General features: G+C 59.9%; 18 protein-coding genes. 7 read left to right on the top strand and 11 right to left on the bottom strand.

Going from position 1 to position 17860, the window contains the following annotated elements; all coding sequences use genetic code 11:
• The first annotated feature begins 85 nt into the window (after window positions 1–85).
• The gene (locus tag G5182_RS19420; protein ID WP_421254646.1) at window positions 86–1324 is read left to right on the top strand and encodes a GGDEF domain-containing protein; all 1239 of its coding nucleotides are present in this window, start codon (window positions 86–88) and stop codon (window positions 1322–1324) included.
• Window positions 1321–1845, top strand: coding sequence for a GNAT family N-acetyltransferase (locus G5182_RS19415; RefSeq protein ID WP_421173192.1), 525 nt, complete (start codon window positions 1321–1323; stop codon window positions 1843–1845). Before G5182_RS19420 ends, G5182_RS19415 begins: the two co-directional genes overlap by 4 nt.
• A 60-nt stretch (window positions 1846–1905) precedes the next feature.
• On the opposite strand, the gene G5182_RS19410 is transcribed toward G5182_RS19415, so the two are convergent.
• From G5182_RS19410 to G5182_RS19395, 4 genes are all read right to left on the bottom strand, one after another.
• On the bottom strand, window positions 1906–2766 hold the full coding sequence (locus G5182_RS19410) for a PA4780 family RIO1-like protein kinase (protein WP_227342745.1): 861 nt from the start codon (window positions 2764–2766) through the stop codon (window positions 1906–1908).
• Between the two features lie 195 nt (window positions 2767–2961).
• Window positions 2962–3957: a lauroyl-Kdo(2)-lipid IV(A) myristoyltransferase gene (locus G5182_RS19405; RefSeq protein ID WP_421231663.1), complete on the bottom strand. Its 996-nt coding sequence runs from the start codon at window positions 3955–3957 to the stop codon at window positions 2962–2964.
• 150 nt (window positions 3958–4107) lie between these two features.
• Window positions 4108–5097 carry a lauroyl-Kdo(2)-lipid IV(A) myristoyltransferase gene (gene lpxM, locus G5182_RS19400; RefSeq protein WP_216953494.1) on the bottom strand — a complete coding sequence of 330 codons (990 nt, stop codon included), beginning with the start codon at window positions 5095–5097 and terminating at the stop codon, window positions 4108–4110.
• Window positions 5098–5355: 258 nt separating this feature from the next.
• Entirely contained in the window at window positions 5356–6348 is a 993-nt protein-coding gene (locus tag G5182_RS19395) for a TDT family transporter (RefSeq protein ID WP_181497276.1), read from the bottom strand.
• A 102-nt stretch (window positions 6349–6450) separates the two neighbouring features.
• On the opposite strand from G5182_RS19395, the gene G5182_RS19390 reads away from it, so the two are divergent.
• A complete protein-coding gene (locus tag G5182_RS19390) occupies window positions 6451–7356 on the top strand; it encodes a LysR substrate-binding domain-containing protein (protein ID WP_019445811.1) in 906 nt (301 codons plus the stop codon).
• Window positions 7357–7451: 95 nt separating this feature from the next.
• Here the strand turns inward: G5182_RS19390 and nfo are convergent, their stop codons facing one another.
• From nfo to G5182_RS19365, 5 genes are all read right to left on the bottom strand, one after another.
• Window positions 7452–8294, bottom strand: coding sequence for a deoxyribonuclease IV (nfo, locus tag G5182_RS19385; protein WP_005333444.1), 843 nt, complete (start codon window positions 8292–8294; stop codon window positions 7452–7454).
• A 317-nt stretch (window positions 8295–8611) separates the two neighbouring features.
• Window positions 8612–8941 (bottom strand): YbaB/EbfC family nucleoid-associated protein, encoded by a 330-nt coding sequence (locus G5182_RS19380; protein WP_005333445.1) that lies wholly within the window; start codon window positions 8939–8941, stop codon window positions 8612–8614.
• Window positions 8942–9055: 114 nt separating this feature from the next.
• Window positions 9056–11662: a DNA polymerase III subunit gamma/tau gene (gene dnaX / locus G5182_RS19375; RefSeq protein WP_421173194.1), complete on the bottom strand. Its 2607-nt coding sequence runs from the start codon at window positions 11660–11662 to the stop codon at window positions 9056–9058.
• A gap of 172 nt (window positions 11663–11834) precedes the next feature.
• On the bottom strand, window positions 11835–12380 hold the full coding sequence (apt, locus tag G5182_RS19370) for an adenine phosphoribosyltransferase (protein ID WP_005352403.1): 546 nt from the start codon (window positions 12378–12380) through the stop codon (window positions 11835–11837).
• A 133-nt stretch (window positions 12381–12513) separates the two neighbouring features.
• Window positions 12514–12891, bottom strand: a complete 378-nt coding sequence (locus tag G5182_RS19365; RefSeq protein ID WP_421173195.1) for a YbaN family protein — start codon at window positions 12889–12891, stop codon at window positions 12514–12516.
• Window positions 12892–13013: 122 nt separating this feature from the next.
• Between G5182_RS19365 and dusC the strand changes: the two genes are divergently transcribed.
• The 3 genes from dusC (at window position 13014) to G5182_RS19350 (ending at window position 15304) form a co-directional block, all read left to right on the top strand.
• On the top strand, window positions 13014–13958 hold the full coding sequence (dusC, locus tag G5182_RS19360) for a tRNA dihydrouridine(16) synthase DusC (protein ID WP_421173196.1): 945 nt from the start codon (window positions 13014–13016) through the stop codon (window positions 13956–13958).
• 97 nt (window positions 13959–14055) lie between these two features.
• Window positions 14056–14424, top strand: a complete 369-nt coding sequence (locus tag G5182_RS19355) for a TraR/DksA family transcriptional regulator (protein WP_019445807.1) — start codon at window positions 14056–14058, stop codon at window positions 14422–14424.
• A 154-nt stretch (window positions 14425–14578) separates the two neighbouring features.
• On the top strand, window positions 14579–15304 hold the full coding sequence (locus G5182_RS19350; protein ID WP_421173197.1) for a substrate-binding periplasmic protein: 726 nt from the start codon (window positions 14579–14581) through the stop codon (window positions 15302–15304).
• 117 nt (window positions 15305–15421) lie between these two features.
• On the opposite strand, the gene yjjG is transcribed toward G5182_RS19350, so the two are convergent.
• Window positions 15422–16102, bottom strand: a complete 681-nt coding sequence (yjjG, locus tag G5182_RS19345; RefSeq protein ID WP_421252648.1) for a pyrimidine 5'-nucleotidase — start codon at window positions 16100–16102, stop codon at window positions 15422–15424.
• Window positions 16103–16124: 22 nt separating this feature from the next.
• A complete protein-coding gene (locus tag G5182_RS19340; RefSeq protein WP_421254645.1) occupies window positions 16125–17615 on the bottom strand; it encodes a M17 family metallopeptidase in 1491 nt (496 codons plus the stop codon).
• A gap of 46 nt (window positions 17616–17661) precedes the next feature.
• Here G5182_RS19340 and G5182_RS19335 point away from each other — a divergent pair.
• Window positions 17662–17860: hypothetical protein (locus G5182_RS19335; protein ID WP_421207280.1), on the top strand; the 199-nt coding region annotated here is incomplete at its 3' end.

Below are 17860 nucleotides of genomic sequence, written 5' to 3'. Positions count from 1 at the left end.
CGGCGCAATTCATGCTGTGATCCGGCCCAGTCACCCGGCCCTGAGGTCGCTGCGCCGTTCCCGGCAGGAAGAGCCCAAACCCTTGATGCAGAGTCTGTTTTCCTCGGCCCAGTTGCTGAGTCTGGTGCTGTTCGTCAGCCTGTCGCACATCGGGGTCGCGGCCATTTTCGCCTACCTGTGGCATACCCAGCGACCGCTGCGCTCCCTGCTCTACTGGTCGGCCAGCGAACTGGCCATCGCCGCCGCCTTTGGCTGCCTGCTGCTGCGACCCCTTACGGGAGAGATCTCCCTTGCCAATATCCTGCTTACCAATCTGCTGATCATCGCCACCCCGCTACTCTATGAGCGGGGGCTGCGCCACTTCTTCCGGCGCGAGGCCGACCGTTTCGGCTGGCTCTGCCCGCTCCTTGCCCTCGCCGGCTTCCTGCTATTCGCTGTCACCGCCACACAGCTACCGCAGGATGACATACACAGCCGGATCGTGGTGCTATCCGGGGCCATCTCGCTGCAAATGTGCCTGCTGCTGTGGCAGCTCTGGCGCTATCAGCGGTTGGCCCCCGCCTACCGGGTGCTGCGCTTTGCCATCTTGCTGCTTGCGCTGCAACTGGCCCTGCAACTGATCAGGATGGCCAAGCATCAGTGGTGGCCGGAGTCGGCCGCCTCTAGCCTCACCGATCCCCTGCTCGGCCCGGTGATCCTGCTCAGCCTGCTCTTTACCATTGCACGCAGCTTCATTTTACTGAGCCTGGTGCACACCCGTCAGCAGCAGGCGCTGCTCGCCACCCAGCGCGAGCTGGAGCGGCGCGCCAACCTGGATGCCCTGACCGGACTGGACAGCCGACACTATTTCGAACACCAGGTGGCCCTGCGTGCCCGCAAGATGGCTAGCCCCGGCCAGCTGCTGCTGATCGATCTGGACAACTTCAAGCAGATCAATGACCGCCACGGTCATCCCGCTGGCGACGCCATGCTGCGGGCGGTGGGACGGGTGATCCGGGAGAGCCTGCCGACGGCGGGGCTAGCCGGGCGCCTTGGCGGCGACGAGCTGGCGCTGCTGGTGATGGAGACTTCGCAAACGCTGCCGGCCTGCTGCCAGACCCTGCAGCAGCGGGTCGCAGACGCCACTCGGTCGCTGGCCGGTGGCCCCATCAGCCTCAGCATCGGCCTCACCTCGCTGCACCCTGACGAGGGATTTGAAGCGGCCTACCTGCGAGCGGATCAGGCCCTTTACGCCGCCAAACAGGCTGGAAGGCAACGGGCCTGCGTACAGGAGCTCCACCACAACGAGCCGCAACCGCTGCAGCCCTGCGCGCTCCGGTCATGAGCGCAGTGCTCGCTCTGCAGTGCCGACCGGCCAGACTGGCAGATGCCCCAGCTTACTGGCGCTATGTCACCGAATGCGCCAAAGACGGACAGCCGCTCTATCAGGTGGCACAATTTGACCCGGACAGCTGGCTACAGAGCCTGCTGGATCACGCAGAAGGGCGCAACTTGCCCAGTGGATACCTGCCGACTACCACCTATTTTGCCCTCGATGGCGAGGAGATCACCGCCACCCTGCGACTGCGTCACGGTGACAATGAGGCAACCCGCCAGTGGCTGGGTCATATCGGTTACGAAACCCGCCCCTGTCGCCGTGACGAAGGGGCCGCGACCGTGCTGCTGCGCTGGGTGCAACAACAGGTGCTGGCAGCGCCGGTGCTGATCAGCTGTTACCAAGACAATCTGGCTTCCCGCAAGGTCATTACGGCCGCCGGGGGCGTGTTGCTGGGGCGGCGCTTCCACCCGGGGGATCGCAACTGGCTGGAGATGTATCAGCTAGCCCCCAGCCCCAACCGACCATAGCCGCAGCAGTAATAAAAAGAGCGCCCCGAAGGCGCTCTTTTTGCGAACGTGGCAAGACCGTTAGTAGCTGTCTTCCTGCTCCGCCTTCATCCGGGCCTGACGGGCATAGGCCTCCTCCTCGGCGCTCTCAATCTCCTGCAGCACCGAATCGAGATCGATGGCGGCGCGGCTCTCTTCAAAGTGACCGGTCAGCTCGCTATCGGGGGTGAGTTTGCCATCTTCAAACAGCGCCCACATCTCCAGGGCATAACGGGTCTTGAGCAGCTCGGGGGCATACATACCGTAGTAGTTGCGCATGTTGTTGACGTCCCGCTCCAGCATCGCCTTGGCCTGGTTGTTGGCGGCGGCATCCACCACCTGGGGCAGGTCGATGATGACCGGGCCCTGTTCATCCACCAGCACGTTGAACTCGGAGAGATCGCCGTGGATAAGACCGGCGCAAAGCATCCGCACCACGTAACGGATCACCTTGGCATGGTCGATGACCGCCTGCTCGGGGGTAAGCGCCACATCGTTGAGGCGCGGCGCGACATTGCCATCCTCATCGGTGATAAGTTCCATCAAGAGGACGCCATCGAGGCAGACATAGGGCTGCGGCACCCGCACACCGGCCGCCGCCAACTTGAACAGGGCGTCGACCTCGGTGTTCTGCCACACCTCTTCATGCTGTTTGCGGCCGTACTTGGAGCCCTTCTCCATGGCGCGAGCGCTGCGGCTGTTACGCACCTTGCGCCCCTCCTGATAGACCACGGCCTGCTTGAAGCTGCGCTTGGACGCCTCTTTATAGACTTTGGCGCAGCGGATCTCGTCGCCGCAGCGCACCACATAGACGTCGGCCTCTTTGCCGCTCATCAACCGGCTGACGACCTCATCGACCAGGCCGTCATCAACCAGAGGTTGGATTCGATTTGGAATTTTCATGGCCGCCCTTTTACCCTATTTCCGCTCTCGAAGATAGCTCCGCGCACGCTCACCTGCCTCTCCCTTTCATAAGACACCCTGTTATCCCCTGTTTGCGCTGTTTTTGTCCACCTGTTCGCCTTAAAAACCACCAGCAGCAGACCAAATACGAAAGGCTCCTGTACCAACAAAAATGGCCCGCAAGCGGGCCAATTTTCAAGGTTCGGGCGGCAAACCCTGACGAATGCGCTGGATCCCCGCTTCATAGAGGCCGTCATCCCCCTCCTGATGCTCCAGGGTTTCGAAGATCTTGAGAAACCACATGTACTGCTCGGGATGGCGCGCCACCTGCATCTCTACCACCCGGTTCATGGCATTGACGTCTGCCAGCAGATCGGCGGTGGGATAAGGGTCAAACGGCGGCTCGATCTCCAGCAGATAGCAACCCTCATCCTCGTCATAGCTGGCGAAGATGGGCACCGCTCTGGCACCGGTCAGCTTCACCAGCTTGGGCAAGGCTGGCAGGGTTGCCTTGGGGCGGCCAAAGAAGGGAACAAACACGCTCGCCTCGCGGCCGTGATCCTGATCTGGCAGGTAAAAAAAACTGGCACCAGCGCGGATCGACTTGATCGCCGGTTTGATGCCGGCGCTGCGCTCGTACACCTTGCCTCCTTTGGCCCGCTCGCGGTTGATGTACCAGTCGAACACCTGATCTTTCGGGCTCTTCATCATGGTGCACATCTTGATGCCCATCATGGAGAAGTAGCGGCCAATCATGTCGACCGCCCAGGTATGAGGCACCACCAGGATCACCGGACGGCCCGCAGCTTGCTCCGCTTGCACATGCTCCCAGCCGCTCACCTTGACGCGGCGGGTCAGGCGCGCCTTGCTGCGCCAACTGAGCTCGCCAAAGCCCATAAAGGTCTTGAGCCCGACCCGGATCGATTTGAGCAGCAGCGCCTGACGTGCGGCGGCATCCAGCGTTGGAAAGCAGATCTTGAGGTTGGTATCGGCAATATAGGCCTGCTTTTTCGAAAAACGCAGCAGGGTCGGTGAGACCAGATCGGCAAAGCGATCCCGCAACCTCGCAGGAGTAAATGCCAGCAGGGAGAGCAGGCCCAGTGCGAACCAGCTGCCCCACCATTTGGGATGCAGCAGGCGGCTATGAAATGAGGTATCAAATACCGGATCTAACGCAGACATGGCGACCATCAAGTCATCAAAAACAAGCGGTTATTGTAATTATCCTGACATTTTTTTCTACCCTGAGGAGGCTTGCTATCGACCTGCAAGGCACAGATCAGAGTAGTTATCATAAAAAATGGCCCACCTGGGGCCATTTCAATCAATCTTAATTCAGGGTCAGCCGTGGGGCGACAATCCCTTGCGGATCCGCTGGATCCCCGCCTCGTAGAGGCCATCCGGCCCCTCCTGATCTTCACGGGTATCGAAGATCTTGAGGAACCACATGTACTGGCCCGGATGGCGCGTCAGCTGCTGTTGCACCATATCGTTCATCCGACAGGTATCGGCCATCACATCCTCGGTGGGATAGTTGTCAAACGGGGCATCTATCTCAAGCCGGTAACAGTGGTTCGCTTCGTCATAGCAGGCGAGCAGCGGCACCGCCTTGGCGCCGCTGACCTGAACCAGACGGGGCAAGGCTGGCAGGGTCGCCTTGGGGTGGCCGAAGAAGGGAGCAAAGATGCTCTTCTCGCGACCGTGATCCTGATCCGGCAGGTAGAAGAAGCTGCGACCACTCTTGATGGTTCTGATCACCGCCTTGATCCCGGCGCTGCGCTCGTAAACGCGGCAACCGTTTTTGGCCCGTGCACGGTTGAGGTGCCAGTCAAACACCGGATTGCGTGCCCGTTTCATCATGGTGCACATGGGCACCCCGCGCTGGGTGAAGCAGTAACCGGCGGCATCCACCGGCCAGGTATGGGGCACCACCAGGATCACCGGACGACCGGCAGCCCGCTCCGCCTCGATATGCTCCCAACCGATCACCTGCATCCGGCTCATCAGATAACGCTGACTGCGCATGGTGAACTCGCCAAATCCCAACAGACTCTTGAGGCCGACCCGGATCGAGGTCAGTGCAATGGCATCCCGCTCTTCCGGGCTCTTGTCCGGGAAGCAGATCTCCAGATTGGTTCTGGCGATATAAATCTGTTTTTTCGAGATACGAAACACCAGCGGTGCCAAGGCTTCGGCCAAACGGTCGCGCAATCGCACCGGCACAAAGGCGAGCAACATCAGCACACCGAGCGCCAGCCAGCTGAACCAGTAGCGGGGATGCAGAAAACGGGCTTCAAAAGAGGAGTCAAATACGGGATCTTGGGACGACATGTATTGGGGTCGAGCGAAAAAGTGGTGCTGCATTGTAGTCGTCCTGACAGGTAATACCAGTTAAATCCATGGCAAATAGCCCGCCACGGGCGCCACATCAAAAAACCATAAAAAAATGCCCCGCACCGCGGGGCATTTTGCTCGTTACACAACCAGGGTGGAGGCTCTTTGTCCATCCATCGCATGACTGGTCGTTTATCCCGTCGCTCTCGGAGCGCACTGCTTATCCATTTCCCGATGTCACATCTTCTTCAAGATTTATCGGTGAGCACCCTGGCGGGCCATGCCGTTATTCATTTCGGTATTACGCTGCGGCAGAAAAAACATCAGGTAACGCAGTGCCACATACCCGACGATGACGGTAGCCACCCCCAACTCGAAGTGGGCCAGCAGTCTGATCTGCTCGACGTAGTGACTCCCTTGCGCAAACTCTTCAACCAAATGAGCCACTTTGAACAGGGCGGTGGCACCGATCACCAGCGGGAAGGTGAAGGCGGCATAACCCGGCGAAAAGGGCAGACGCAGCAGTTTGATGAAGGCCAGATAGATGATGCCGGTCATCAGGATGGCAATCCCCAACAGCACGGCCACCAGCAGCAGTGACGGCTCCTGGCTGACGGTCAGGTAACCGGCCAAAGAGAGGCTGGCAGGAGCCGCCAGAATGGCGATGGTCGGTTTGGCGGCATCCGGCACTTCATGGCTGAAGATCAGGCGATAGAGCATCAGCGGCAGCATCAGGCCATAGCAGATGATCCCGAACCAGAGTAGACCGTTGGCCAGCGGGGCAAACTGACCACCCGGGAAGGCGACGTCAGCCACGATGATCCCCACCGGCGGCACGAACCAGCTCGGCACCATGTGGTGGATTTCAAACTCTTTGGCGCGATGCCAGATAAAAGTGGCCAGGAACAGCAGGTGAACCGCCACGGCAAACAGCCAGAGGGCCTCGCCCGCTTGCGGCGCAATCATACCCAGCGCTTTGGAGACCACCATGGTGCCCATAGCATAGGTCGGTACCACACTGCCCACCACGGGGTGAGCGAGGTCCTGCAACAGCAGGCGGGGGTGAAGCAGAAACTTGAAGGTCAGGATCACCAGCAGCACGGCCGCAATGGCAGCGCCCAGCAGTTGCATCCGGCCATCGAAGTGACCGGCATTTTCCCAACACCAACCAAGGCTGGCGATGCCCAGCGCCAGACCCGCCATGGGGGTTGGGGCGGCAGCCAGTGATTTACGGGTTCTTGCGATCATGATGACACCTTTCTATTGATGACTATGGCGATAGGATAATGCCCCCTTATCGTTTACGATATCTAAATGAATTAAATCAATCATTCAGGAAAACCAAACACGATGAAACTGACCCTTCAGCAGCTGAAAGTGTTCGCCACCATTGCCCGCTATGGAAACCTTGGCCTTGCCGCCAACGAGCTCTGCCTGAGCAAGGGGGCCGTCTCCCAGTCGCTGCAGGAGCTGGAGCGCCAGCTCTCCACCCCTTTGTTTGACCGCATTCACCCCAGATTGCAGCTCAATAACGAAGGGCGCCTGCTGCAACCGGCCGCCGAAGAGCTGCTGACCCGGATGCAGGATATCGAGAACCTGTTCAGTCCCGATGCCGAACCGAGCGGCCAGCTGCGCCTTGGTGCCAGCCAGACCATCGGCAACTACCTGCTCCCCACCCTGCTCGCCAGCAGCAAACAGGAGCTGGGGCTCCCCCCCAAGGTGACCATCAACAACACTCACCTGCTATGCCATGCGCTGGCCAACTTCGAGCTGGATATGGCACTGATCGAGGGGGAGAACCACCACCCCGACCTGCTCGCCGAACCCTGGCTGCAGGACGAGATGCTGGTGGTGGCCCCACCCGGTCACCCGCTTGCCAACAAGAAGGAGCTCTCCCTCTCCCGACTGGGGGGCGAGACCTGGGTATTGCGTGAAGCACAATCGGGCAGTCGCGAGCAGTTTATCCAGCAGATCCAGCCCGAGCTGCCCCGCTGGCAACCAGGGCTTGAACTCAACACCTTGGAGGCGGTGATGCTGGCGGTGGAGAAGGGGCTTGGTATCTCCTTTATCTCCCGGCTGGCAGCCTCGGATCGCCTGGCAGATGGGCGGCTGATCGCCCTGCCCCTCTCCCGCCGCTTCCCGCGCCAGCTCTCCCTTATCTGGCACAAGCAGAAGTACCACTCCACCTCCCTGCGCCACTTTATCCACTTCTGCCGGGCTCAAGTGAACAATGCCGAAGTGAGCCGCGCAGAGTAACGCCCGCTCGGAGCGCCGCTGGCAGGCCCGCTCGCCAATAACGGAAAAAGCAGAGAGGGAGCCACGGCTCCCTCTCTTTGATTCTCTTCTGAGTATCATTTCGCCAGACTGCGCAACCAGCTGATCTCCTCGCCCCAGATAGACTCGTCTATGGTCTCGAGGATCAGCGGAATGCGATCGAAGCGATCATCGTTCATGATGTGGTGGAATACCGCCTCCCCCAGATTGCCCTCCCGCAAGCTGTGGTGGCGATCGACCCGGCTACCGAAGGTGCACTTGGCGCCGTTGATATGCATCCCCTTGAGATAATGAAAACCCACCGTGCGGTCGAACTCGGCAAAGACGGCAGCGCAGCTCTCGGCGGTGCGCAGATCGTAGCCGGCGGCAAAGGCGTGGCAGGTATCGAAACAGATCCCGACCCGGCTCTTGTCCTCCACCCCCTCGATGATGGTGGCAAGGTGCTCGAACGACCAGCCGAGGTTGGTCCCCTGCCCGGCGGTATTCTCGATCACCGCCGTCACCCCTTCACTTCGCTCCAGCGCCCAGTTGATGGACTCGCTCACCAACTTGAGGCTGGCCGCCTCAGGGATCTGCTTGAGATGGCTACCGGGGTGGAAGTTCAGATAACAGAGCCCCAGCTGCTCGCAGCGCTTCATCTCGTCGAGAAACGCATCGCGGGATTTGGCCAGACCATCGGGATCCGGGTGGCCCAGATTGATGAGATAGCTGTCGTGGGGCAGGATCTGCTCCGGCAGAAAACCGGCCTTGTCACAAGCCGCCTTGAAGGCACGGATGGTGGCATCCGACAAGGGGGCCGCCTGCCACTGACGTTGATTCTTGGTAAAGAGGGCAAACGCGTTGGCCCCGATGGCCTGGGCACGGGCGATGGTATTCTCCACCCCGCCGGCCGCACTGACGTGGGCTCCGATATATTTCATACAATCTCCTCGATACGGCAAGCCGCCATTATGCCGCTCCCGCCCGGCCACGCCAAACCGGGATATCCGATAGCGGGTATCGACAAATAGTGCCGCCTATACAAGGCGCTGCGTTTCATGGCGCAATCGGCCTGCTCTGTAGCAACCTCTCCGCAGAAGGGAGAGTTAGAGCCCGCCCGCGCCAGCATGGCGCCCATAAAAAAACGCAGCGTATCGCCTGAGCAATAACGCTGCGTCTTTGGGTCTCTCGGCCGTCCCCCTTGCCGTAACCCGAATGGCCAGCGACAAGGGAGCAAGAATGCGCGGGGAGAGTCGCCTTAGAAGGGCATCTTGAAGCCTGGCGGCAGTTGCATGCCACCAGTCAGCTCGCCCATCTTGGCCTTGTTCTGCTCTTCCACACGACGCACGGCATCGTTGCAAGCGGCGGCAACCAGATCTTCCAGCAGCTCCTTGTCATCTTCCATCAGGGAGGGGTCGATCTCGATGCGACGGACGCTGTGGCTACCGGTCATGGTGACCTTGACCATGCCAGCACCGGCTTCACCGGTCACTTCCATCTGAGCCAGCTGCTCCTGCGCTTTCTGCATACGCTCTTGCATCTGTTGGGCCTGTTTCATCAGGTTCCCCATTCCACCTTTACCAAACATATGTCGTCTCTCGTCTTGAAATCCGGCATCCAGCGCCGGGCTGTGGGCTTGTCTGTCCTAGATGGGGACAGCCAAACTGCTTTTCAACCGGAAGCGAGCTCCCGGCCACGGAATTTAGCGGTTGAGGGGCTCGATACTCTCGTGATGGAGCACGGCACCAAACCGCTGAACTAAAAACTGCACGTTGGGATCCTGCTCCAGATCCCGGGTCACCTGCTCGCGCACCCCGAGATAAAGGCGGTGCTCGATCTCGAGGGGGGTCTCCTGGTCAGGCACCACACCGAGCGTTACCTCGACCTGCACCGGTTGACCCAGCACTGGCCCGATGATCTCGGCCAGATCGGCGCGCGCCTTGTCGCTCACCAGATGGCGCTGCTCGGGCTTGAGGGTTAGCAGTACCTTGTCCCCTTCCCGCGTCATCACCGAGTTGATGGCCAGCTGGCGCAGCCGCCCTCCCACCTGAGTGTGAGCGATCAACTCGGCCCAAGGGTCGCCGCAACCATTGAGCAGCGAGGAGGGAATCAGACGTGTCGCCTCCCCCTCTTGCGGCTCGCTGTCGCTCTCTAGCTCATCCCAGTCGATGGTCTCCATCACTGGCTGAGAGGGTTCATCCTGCGTCACAGGGGCAGCAGCCACCGCCGTGCTGGCAACGGGCGGCTGGGTCGCTGGGGTGGGCGTCACCGCTGGCGCCGCAGCGCTGCGCTCACCGGGTCGATAGCTCGGCTGCCCGTCGAGATCCCAAGGTGGCAGATCGGTTGGCTGGGCCGGTGCCGTGACAGGGGCGTGGCTCATCACCGGAGTCTGCTCGGCAAAGCCCTGATTGAGGTACTCCTCGTATTCCCCGTTGTCACCCTGCGGCTCGTAACTGTCGCCATAGAGATCCACTGGCAGCAGATCATCATAGTGACCCATCGTCGCCATCCCCTGCCCGGCCGGTTGGCTGACCGGAGCAGGTTGCTGGGTGACGACTGGAGCAACAGCGGGCGCGACAGGACGAGCTGGCGCAACCGGCACTGCGCGCGGTGCGGGCGCTGCCGGGGCATCCTGACCACGCTGGCGGCTGCGCAGCATGTTTCGCTTGCCAAGCAGGCTCTGCATGCTCGATACCGCTGAAACAGCTTCAGGTGCGCTAACCGGCGCGGTTGTCGGCTCTAGTGCGGGCTGGATGCTGGCAGTCGGCGACTCGCCACGGGAATAGTCCGTATCGGCTGCGTAAGGCGCTCGATCATCAGCATCGGCGGGTTGTTCGGCTGAGTGCGCTGGCACATCAGGCTGCGCATGGGGCAACGCGGGCTCGGGTTGATACCCCATGCCCGCAGCCTCGCGCAGCAACTCATCCTGCTGGCTGAACAGCTCGGCGGCTTGCGCCTCCTCCTCGCTGTCGGCGGGGTTGCCGATATCATCCGTCATCGCAGGCAAGGAGACATCAACCGCGGGCACTGCACTGGTAGCAACAGGCGTGCTGGCAACAGGGCTGGCTAGCGGTGCAGGCACGGCGCCGCTGATCGGTGCCACTGCGGCCGATTCAGCGGCCGGGCGCTTTCCCGGCAAAGAGGCAATCGAAGTAGCGCTGCTCGCCGCACTGCTCGTCATTGACGGGGGCAGCGCGGTGAGGCTGGCCGGATGCAGGGCATCGCGCCTTGGCGAAAAGGCAAGCATCCGCAGGCAAGTCATCTCCAGCGCGGTGCGGCCATCGGGGGCCCAGGGCAGATCTTTACGGCCACCTAGCACGATCTGGTAGCAGAGCTGCACCTCTTCCGGGCTCATCGCCTTGGCCAGTTGCAGCAGGGCATCGGCATCCGCCCCCTGCTCCTGCACACTGGCAGGCAGCAGCTGTGCCATGGCGATGCGATGGAGCAAACCTTCCAACTCGGCGTGGAGCTGATCAAAATCGGGGCCCAGGGTGGCGATCTCGGTGATCTTGGCCATAGTCGCGGGGGCATCTTGCCGCAAAATGGCTTCCAGCAGCTGGTGCAGATGGCGGTGATCGAGCGTGCCCAGCATCGCCAGCACACTCTCGAGGCGCACGCTGCCATTGCCGTGGGCCAGCGCCTGATCGGTCAAGCTCAGGGCATCGCGCATACTGCCGTCGGCGGCTTTGGCCAGGGCCAGCAGGGCGCGTGGCTCGAAGGGCTGCCCCTCTTGATCCAGCACCCATTCGAGCTGCTTGGCGATCTGGGTCTGATCCAGACTCTTCAGATGAAACTGCAGACAGCGCGAGAGAATGGTGATGGGCAGCTTCTGCGGATCCGTGGTGGCCAGCAGAAACTTCACATAGGGGGGGGGCTCTTCCAGGGTTTTCAGCAGCGCGTTAAAGCTGTGACGCGACAACATGTGCACTTCATCGATGAGGTAGACCTTGAAGCGGCCTCGGGCCGGGCGGTACTGCACGTTGTCGAGCAGCTCGCGGGTATCTTCCACCTTGGTGCGGGACGCCGCGTCAATCTCCAGCAAGTCGACAAAGTTGCCCTGATCGATCTCGCGGCAGGTATCGCAGACGCCGCACGGGTGGCTGCTGATCCCCTGCTCGCAGTTGAGGCTCTTGGCCAGAATACGGGCGATGGTGGTCTTGCCGACCCCACGGGTACCGCTCAGCAGATAGGCGTGATGCAGCCGTCCCTGATCCAGGGCGTTGGTCAAGGCGGTCAGCACATGTTGCTGGCCTACCACTTGTTCAAACGTATGGGGGCGCCATTTACGCGCCAGAACCTGATAGCTCATAAATCCATCATGCAGGGAAGACAGGGCATTGATGCCGGATGCTAACACAAATGGCGGGCTGGCTGTATCGGCTATCGGTGAGAGCGGGAGGGATCGCTTGATTTTCAAACCGATGCCCGCACGGGCACCGGTTCAATGCAGGCCCGATGCAGAGGATCGGGCCGAAGAGGCATTACTCGCCGGCCAGCTCGACCAGTGAGACTACCTTGATGCCAGCAGCAGTCAGGCGGGCATCGCCACCCAGAGACGGCAGGGAGATGATGAAGGCCGCATCGGCAACTTCACCACCGGCACGGCGGATCAGCTTGACGGTCGCATCAACGGTACCACCGGTCGCCAGCAGATCGTCCACGACCAGCACCTTGTCACCAGGCACGATGGCATCGGTGTGCAGTTGCAGGGTGTCAGTGCCGTACTCGAGGGCATAGGACTCCTCGATCACTTCGCGCGGCAGCTTGCCCGGCTTGCGGACCGGTACGAAGCCCAGCCCCATGGCATAGGCAACCGGCGCGCCAAAGATGAAGCCGCGAGCTTCGGTGCCAACAATCTTGGTGATCCCTTGATCACGATAATGATTGGCCAGCAGATCGATGGTGGCCTTGAAGGCCTCGGCATTCTCGATCAGGCTGGTGATGTCACGAAACAGAATGCCCGGCTTCGGATAGTCGGGAATGGTCTTGATGCTTGCTTCGATAAATTTCAGGGTTTCCGGATTCATGTGTTGACCGCTTATTTTTTTGACCCAGGGGTGGCCATTTTTCTCAATTCCCTTCTGCGGGAAATAAAAAAGCCTGTCACGCAAAAATGACAGGCCGACTCCATAGCATTATTGCTGCAATAGCTTAGGGACTTCACTTCACCATTGCAACTGGCTCCAGCACCGGCAGACGCATTAACCAGGTGAGCAGGATCACCATTATGATAACCAGCAACCCCTTGACCCACAGCAGTGGCACCACCGCCAGCGACACCGAAAAGGTGAGCAAAATGAAGATAATGGCGCGCCGTCTGGCCTGACGACGAATGCCGCGATACTGTTGCCAATCCACGATGGGCGGGCCAAACCAGGGATGGGTCAACAGCCAGCGATGAAAACGGGGCGACGAGCGGGCAAACAGGGTGGCAGCCAGCAACATGAAGGGGGTAGTCGGCAAGAGCGGCAGCACAATGCCCACAATACCAGTGGCAAATGCCAGCCACCCGAGCGCCATCAGACACCAACGCTTCATTCCTTCTCCTTACGTGATTTATCTCCCTCTAGCCTAACAGAGTTTGAGCGGGTGCTGACAGCGGGCCGCAACCCCACTACAATCTGCGCTCTTTTTCTCCCCACTCTCGTCGGAAAGCCGTTATGCGCGTTATTTTGGCCCCCATGCAGGGGGTACTGGATCACCTGATGCGGGAGGTACTGACCTCCGTCAACGATTACGATCTCTGCGTAAGCGAATTTATCCGGGTCGTTGATCAGCTGCTGCCCGCCAAGGTGTTCTACCGCCTCTGCCCTGAACTGCTGCAAGATGGCAAAACCCGCGCAGGTACCCCGGTGCGGGTACAACTGCTGGGGCAACACCCCGAGTGGCTGGCCGAGAACGCCGTGCGCGCCATCGAGCTGGGCTCCCCCGGCGTCGATCTCAACTTCGGCTGTCCAGCCCCAACGGTCAACAAGAGCAAGGGTGGCGCTGTGCTGCTCAAAGAGCCCGAGACCATCTACCGCATCGTCAAGGCGGTGCGCGAGGCGGTGCCCGCCCATCTGCCGGTGAGCGCCAAAATTCGCCTCGGTTACGATGACAAGGATCTCTATCTGGAGAACGCTCAGGCGGTCTTCCAGGGGGGCGCCAACGAGCTGGCCGTTCATGCGCGCACCAAGCGCGAAGGGTACAAGGCCCCCGCCCACTGGGAGTATGTGGACGCCATTCGCCGCGCCCTGCCCATCCCCGTCACCGCCAACGGCGAAATTTGGGATCACAAAGATGCCCTCGCCTGCGCCAAGGCCTCGGGTTGTGATGCCCTGATGGTCGGGCGCGGCGCCATCTCCCTGCCCAATCTGGCCAACGTGATGAAAACCGGCTGCCCGCACATGAGTTGGGCCGAGGTGCTGCAGTTGATGGTGAGCTATACCGAGCAGGATCTGGCCAGCGAAAAAGCCGACTACTACCCCAGCCGCATCAAACAGTGGTTCAGCTATCTCAAGCGGGAATATCCCGAAGCGGACCAGCTGTTTCAGGAGATCCGGGTGCTCAAAGAGACGGATCCGATCCGCGATGCCCTGCTGCAAGCAGCCAAAAGCCACGGCTAACCACGTTTAACTTGACGCATATCATCTTGATAGAGTTATCGGATCCCTATACTGCCCCAAATCTGTCGTCTGTCCTGTGGGGGATAATGTGTGTGAAATGACGCAAGCACAGTTGACTGTCTGGCGTAATCGCCTGCTGTCAGACTGGGCCCAAGTACGAGAAACGCTGATCGGTCAGCTCAAAGCCTGCCGCCGTGACGAGTGGGCCGAACAGGTCGGTCACTGCGAGCAGGATCAACTGGTGGAACTGACCAGCCGGCTGGATCTGCCGAAGGTTGAGCAGAGCGTGGCCCGCCTCAAGCGGATCGATGCGGCACTCTGCCAGATGGATCTCGGCCTCTATGGCCTCTGCTCCGATTGTGAAGAGCCGCTTTCCATCGAACAGCTGGAACAGGATCCGACCCTGCAACGCTGCCCGCGCTGCGAAGCCCGCTATCGCAAGGGATTCCACGCCCACGAACTGTGAGGGATGCACATCTGTGCATCCGCTCAACCCTCAGCACTGGTTACTCCGTCGTTCCTGTCCAATACTCACCGTATCAGCCTGTTCGAGGGTATGCGTTGTGTACAGACTCTTGTTGTTATGGTGTTTGTGTTGCCAGGCTACGGCACAAGAGTCATTGGTCGTAGGCTGGGTCGACTGGCAGCCCTTCAGTTATCGCAATGAACAGCAACAGCTCCGCGGACTGGATGTGGAGCTGCTCAACGCCATCTTCCTGCGGGCCGGTTATCAGGCCAAATTCAGTGAAATGCCCTGGGCTCGCGTGCTGCACGAGCTGAAATTCGGCACGGTTCAACTGGCCATGTCAGCCAATATCACCGCCGAGCGGCAGCAATATGCCCGCTTCAGCCACCCCTATCGGGAAGAGGAGACGGCCATCGTCATCCGTCGGCAAGATGCCGATCGCTGGCGCGGGATCAACACCCTGGAGCAGTTGATCAACACCCCTGACTTCCATATCGGGGTGCTCAAGGGCTTTGATTACGGCAATACCTTCCGCCAGTTGATGGCAAGGCCCGAGCTGCAGCCCCGTTTGCAGATGCGCCTGCGGCTGGATCAGTTGCTGAAGATGTTGCAAGGGGGTCGGATCCAGGGTTTTATTCTGGACCCCCACGGACTGCAGGAGTGGCAGGGTAAGGATGGCGTGCAGGACAAGCTGTATATTCTGCTGCATATCGAACAGACACCGGTTCACCTGATGCTGAGCAAAGAGAGCACCACAGAAGCGCAACTGCAGCGGATCAATCAGGCTATCGATAAATTGAAACAGAGTCCCGACTATCAGCAGATCCTCGATCGCTACCAGTTCAAATCCCTGCATTCACAGGAAAACACTCATAAGTAAGGGGAGTATCTGCTCCCCTTGCAGTCTCAAGCAAACCCAATCCTGTCTCAAACAGCCCTGGTTGCAACTTGCCAGGACGTTTTGGTCACCGATAACGTGATGGATTACTCCTGCCTGTCAGCGTCCCAGCACAATGTCGGCAAGGTGGGCGAAGTGGTGGATCTCGTGGGTCGCATCGCATTCCCCCGAGTGCCGCCTCGGGTTATACCAGCAGGTGGCCAATCCCTGTGACGCAGCCCCGGCAATATCAGTTTTCGGATTGTCCCCCACCATTAGCACTCTGGCCGGATCCGGCTTCCCCATCAGGGAGAGGGTGTACTGGAAAATAGCCGGCGCCGGCTTGGTCACCCGGATCTCGTCAGAGATCACCAGGGGCTCGAACCACTCGCTCCAGCCCAGTTTTCCAAGTCTGCCACGTTGGGGGACGCTGAAACCATTGGTGATGATCCCCATCCGCACCTTGCTGCGCAATTGCTGCAGGGTCTCGACCACCCCTTCGAGGGGCATGCTAAGGGCAATGATCTGCTCCAGAAAGGTATTGTTCATCGCCATGGGGTCGGCGGCAACTTGCTGGGCAAAGAGGGAGAAGCGGGTCTGCTGCAGCACTGTCGCATCGATCTCGCCATCGTTGTACTGCTGCCAGAGCTCATGGTTGATAGCATGGTACTGCGCCATGCTGGCGTCATCGGCCTCCACACCATAGATCTGCAGAGTTTGCACCAGTGCCTCGGCGACCGGGAAATCGAGCAGGGTTTCATCCAGATCGAACAGCACCCAGTCATAGCTTGGTTGTTTCACAGAAATCCTTTTATCAGTCAGATTATTCGGAAGCTGAGTGCCCCACTCGACCGAGTGGACCAGCCAGCAGATCCAGCGTGAGCCGCACACCAAAGCCGGTCACTTCGCTGGAGACCACCCCATTGCCCCCCTTGTTGCGAAAACCGCTCAGGTCGAAGTGCAGCCAGGGGGTCTGCTCGGGCACGAAGTAGGCGAGGAAACGAGCCGCATCAATGTGATCCGGCGAACTGCCTGGTGCACACTGCAACAGATCGGCCCACTCGCTCTCGATATTTTCATCGTAATCCTCATCGAGCGGAAAGGGCCAGACTCGTTCACCGCTGTGCTGACCCAGCTTGACCAGCGATGCCAGCCATTCGTGGCGATTGGTAAAGACGCCGCTATAGCGACTGCCCAGTGCCCGCTTGCAAGCGCCGGTCAGAGTCGCATAATCGATCAGCAGATCCGGGGTATCCTGCGCCGCCATCGTCAGAGTATCGGCCAGCACCATTCGTCCCTCCGCATCGGTATCCACCACTTCGATGGTGAGACCATTCATCGCTGTCACCACTTCACCCGGACGATAAGCCTGGGGACCGATATGATTCTCGGCAATCGCCAACCAGCAGTGAACCTCATAGGGCAGCTGAGCCCGACTGATGGCATAAAGGGTACCCAACGCCACCGCACTGCCCCCCATATCGAGATGCATGCCATACATGCTGCCGGAAACCTTGAGGTTATAGCCACCTGAGTCATGGCAGATCCCCTTGCCCACCAACGCAATGCGGCGTACCGGCTTGGACGGGTAGTAGCTGAGCTTGACCATGGCCCCCTGATTATCTTCCGAACCGCGGGCTACCGCCAAAAAAGCCCCCGCTCCCAGCTCGGCCAGCTGCGCCTGATCGTAGTGATGGCACTGCCAACCTTCATCCTGAGCCAGCTGGCTGACGAACTCGCGATAGCTGGCCGCAGTCAGCTCCGAGGCGGGTAACACCGCCAAATGACGAGCCAGCCCATTGCCCCCTGCTTCGCTGTAGATACGAGCGAGATCCAGCACTACAGCAGGTGAGACCGACACATGCTGATAGTTCCAGCCACTTTCGCTACGGCTTTTGCTGGTCGGCAACGGTAGATTGGCGGCCAACAGAGCCGACAGCATCAATTCAGCCAGCATCACCCGCTCTGAGGGGGAGAACCCCTCCAGATGCAGCCCGAGCCGCTCTACCTTGAGCCCGGAGAGCGGGGCTATCCAACCTCTGACCTGCTTATAAAGACGGTGATCCCGCGTCACATTGCCGGTCACCAATATGACCAGCAACAGGGTGGAACCATGCATCAGGGTGAAAGGTGCTTTTTGCCCAAGCGCCAACTGGGTGTTGATCCCCGACAGGGCCGGTAGCGACAGCAATGCCTCCTTTTGCTCTTCGGCGATCAGCAGCAGTTGCAATGGCAAGCCCTGTGAAAGGGTCTCGGTCAGCGTGGCATCCCGGCTTTCAATAGCAGGAGGAAGATAGGTAAAAGGAGTGATCACAGGCGCGTGCCTCATCCATGAAGAGATATCTGATGATACCTAACAAATGGTCGAGACGACCAGTTATGGTCTTGAAAAAGCGCAGGAAACAGCATTAATCGCCATCGGTTGCATACCCGATGGAGATATATTCAATGTAATGAGGGGGAAAAGAAGAAAACTATCAGGAAGTTGGTTGCGGGGGCCGGATTTGAACCGACGACCTTCGGGTTATGAGCCCGACGAGCTACCGAGCTGCTCCACCC

Source organism: Aeromonas sp. 600948, assembly GCF_049174875.1.
Lineage (GTDB): Bacteria > Pseudomonadota > Gammaproteobacteria > Enterobacterales > Aeromonadaceae > Aeromonas > Aeromonas veronii_A.
This window is presented reverse-complemented; position numbering and strand designations above follow the sequence as displayed.

What these genes read in the sequence shown, in the direction of transcription:
- G5182_RS19420 (WP_421254646.1), top strand. Translation starts at nt 86, where the DNA reads ATGCAGAGTCTGTTTTCCTCGGCCCAGTTGCTGAGTCTGGTGCTGTTC.
- G5182_RS19415 (WP_421173192.1), top strand. Translation starts at nt 1,321, where the DNA reads ATGAGCGCAGTGCTCGCTCTGCAGTGCCGACCGGCCAGACTGGCAGAT.
- G5182_RS19410 (WP_227342745.1), bottom strand. Translation starts at nt 2,766, where the DNA reads ATGAAAATTCCAAATCGAATCCAACCTCTGGTTGATGACGGCCTGGTC.
- G5182_RS19405 (WP_421231663.1), bottom strand. Translation starts at nt 3,957, where the DNA reads ATGGTCGCCATGTCTGCGTTAGATCCGGTATTTGATACCTCATTTCAT.
- lpxM (WP_216953494.1), bottom strand. Translation starts at nt 5,097, where the DNA reads ATGTCGTCCCAAGATCCCGTATTTGACTCCTCTTTTGAAGCCCGTTTT.
- G5182_RS19395 (WP_181497276.1), bottom strand. Translation starts at nt 6,348, where the DNA reads ATGATCGCAAGAACCCGTAAATCACTGGCTGCCGCCCCAACCCCCATG.
- G5182_RS19390 (WP_019445811.1), top strand. Translation starts at nt 6,451, where the DNA reads ATGAAACTGACCCTTCAGCAGCTGAAAGTGTTCGCCACCATTGCCCGC.
- nfo (WP_005333444.1), bottom strand. Translation starts at nt 8,294, where the DNA reads ATGAAATATATCGGAGCCCACGTCAGTGCGGCCGGCGGGGTGGAGAAT.
- G5182_RS19380 (WP_005333445.1), bottom strand. Translation starts at nt 8,941, where the DNA reads ATGTTTGGTAAAGGTGGAATGGGGAACCTGATGAAACAGGCCCAACAG.
- dnaX (WP_421173194.1), bottom strand. Translation starts at nt 11,662, where the DNA reads ATGAGCTATCAGGTTCTGGCGCGTAAATGGCGCCCCCATACGTTTGAA.
- apt (WP_005352403.1), bottom strand. Translation starts at nt 12,380, where the DNA reads ATGAATCCGGAAACCCTGAAATTTATCGAAGCAAGCATCAAGACCATT.
- G5182_RS19365 (WP_421173195.1), bottom strand. Translation starts at nt 12,891, where the DNA reads ATGAAGCGTTGGTGTCTGATGGCGCTCGGGTGGCTGGCATTTGCCACT.
- dusC (WP_421173196.1), top strand. Translation starts at nt 13,014, where the DNA reads ATGCGCGTTATTTTGGCCCCCATGCAGGGGGTACTGGATCACCTGATG.
- G5182_RS19355 (WP_019445807.1), top strand. Translation starts at nt 14,056, where the DNA reads ATGACGCAAGCACAGTTGACTGTCTGGCGTAATCGCCTGCTGTCAGAC.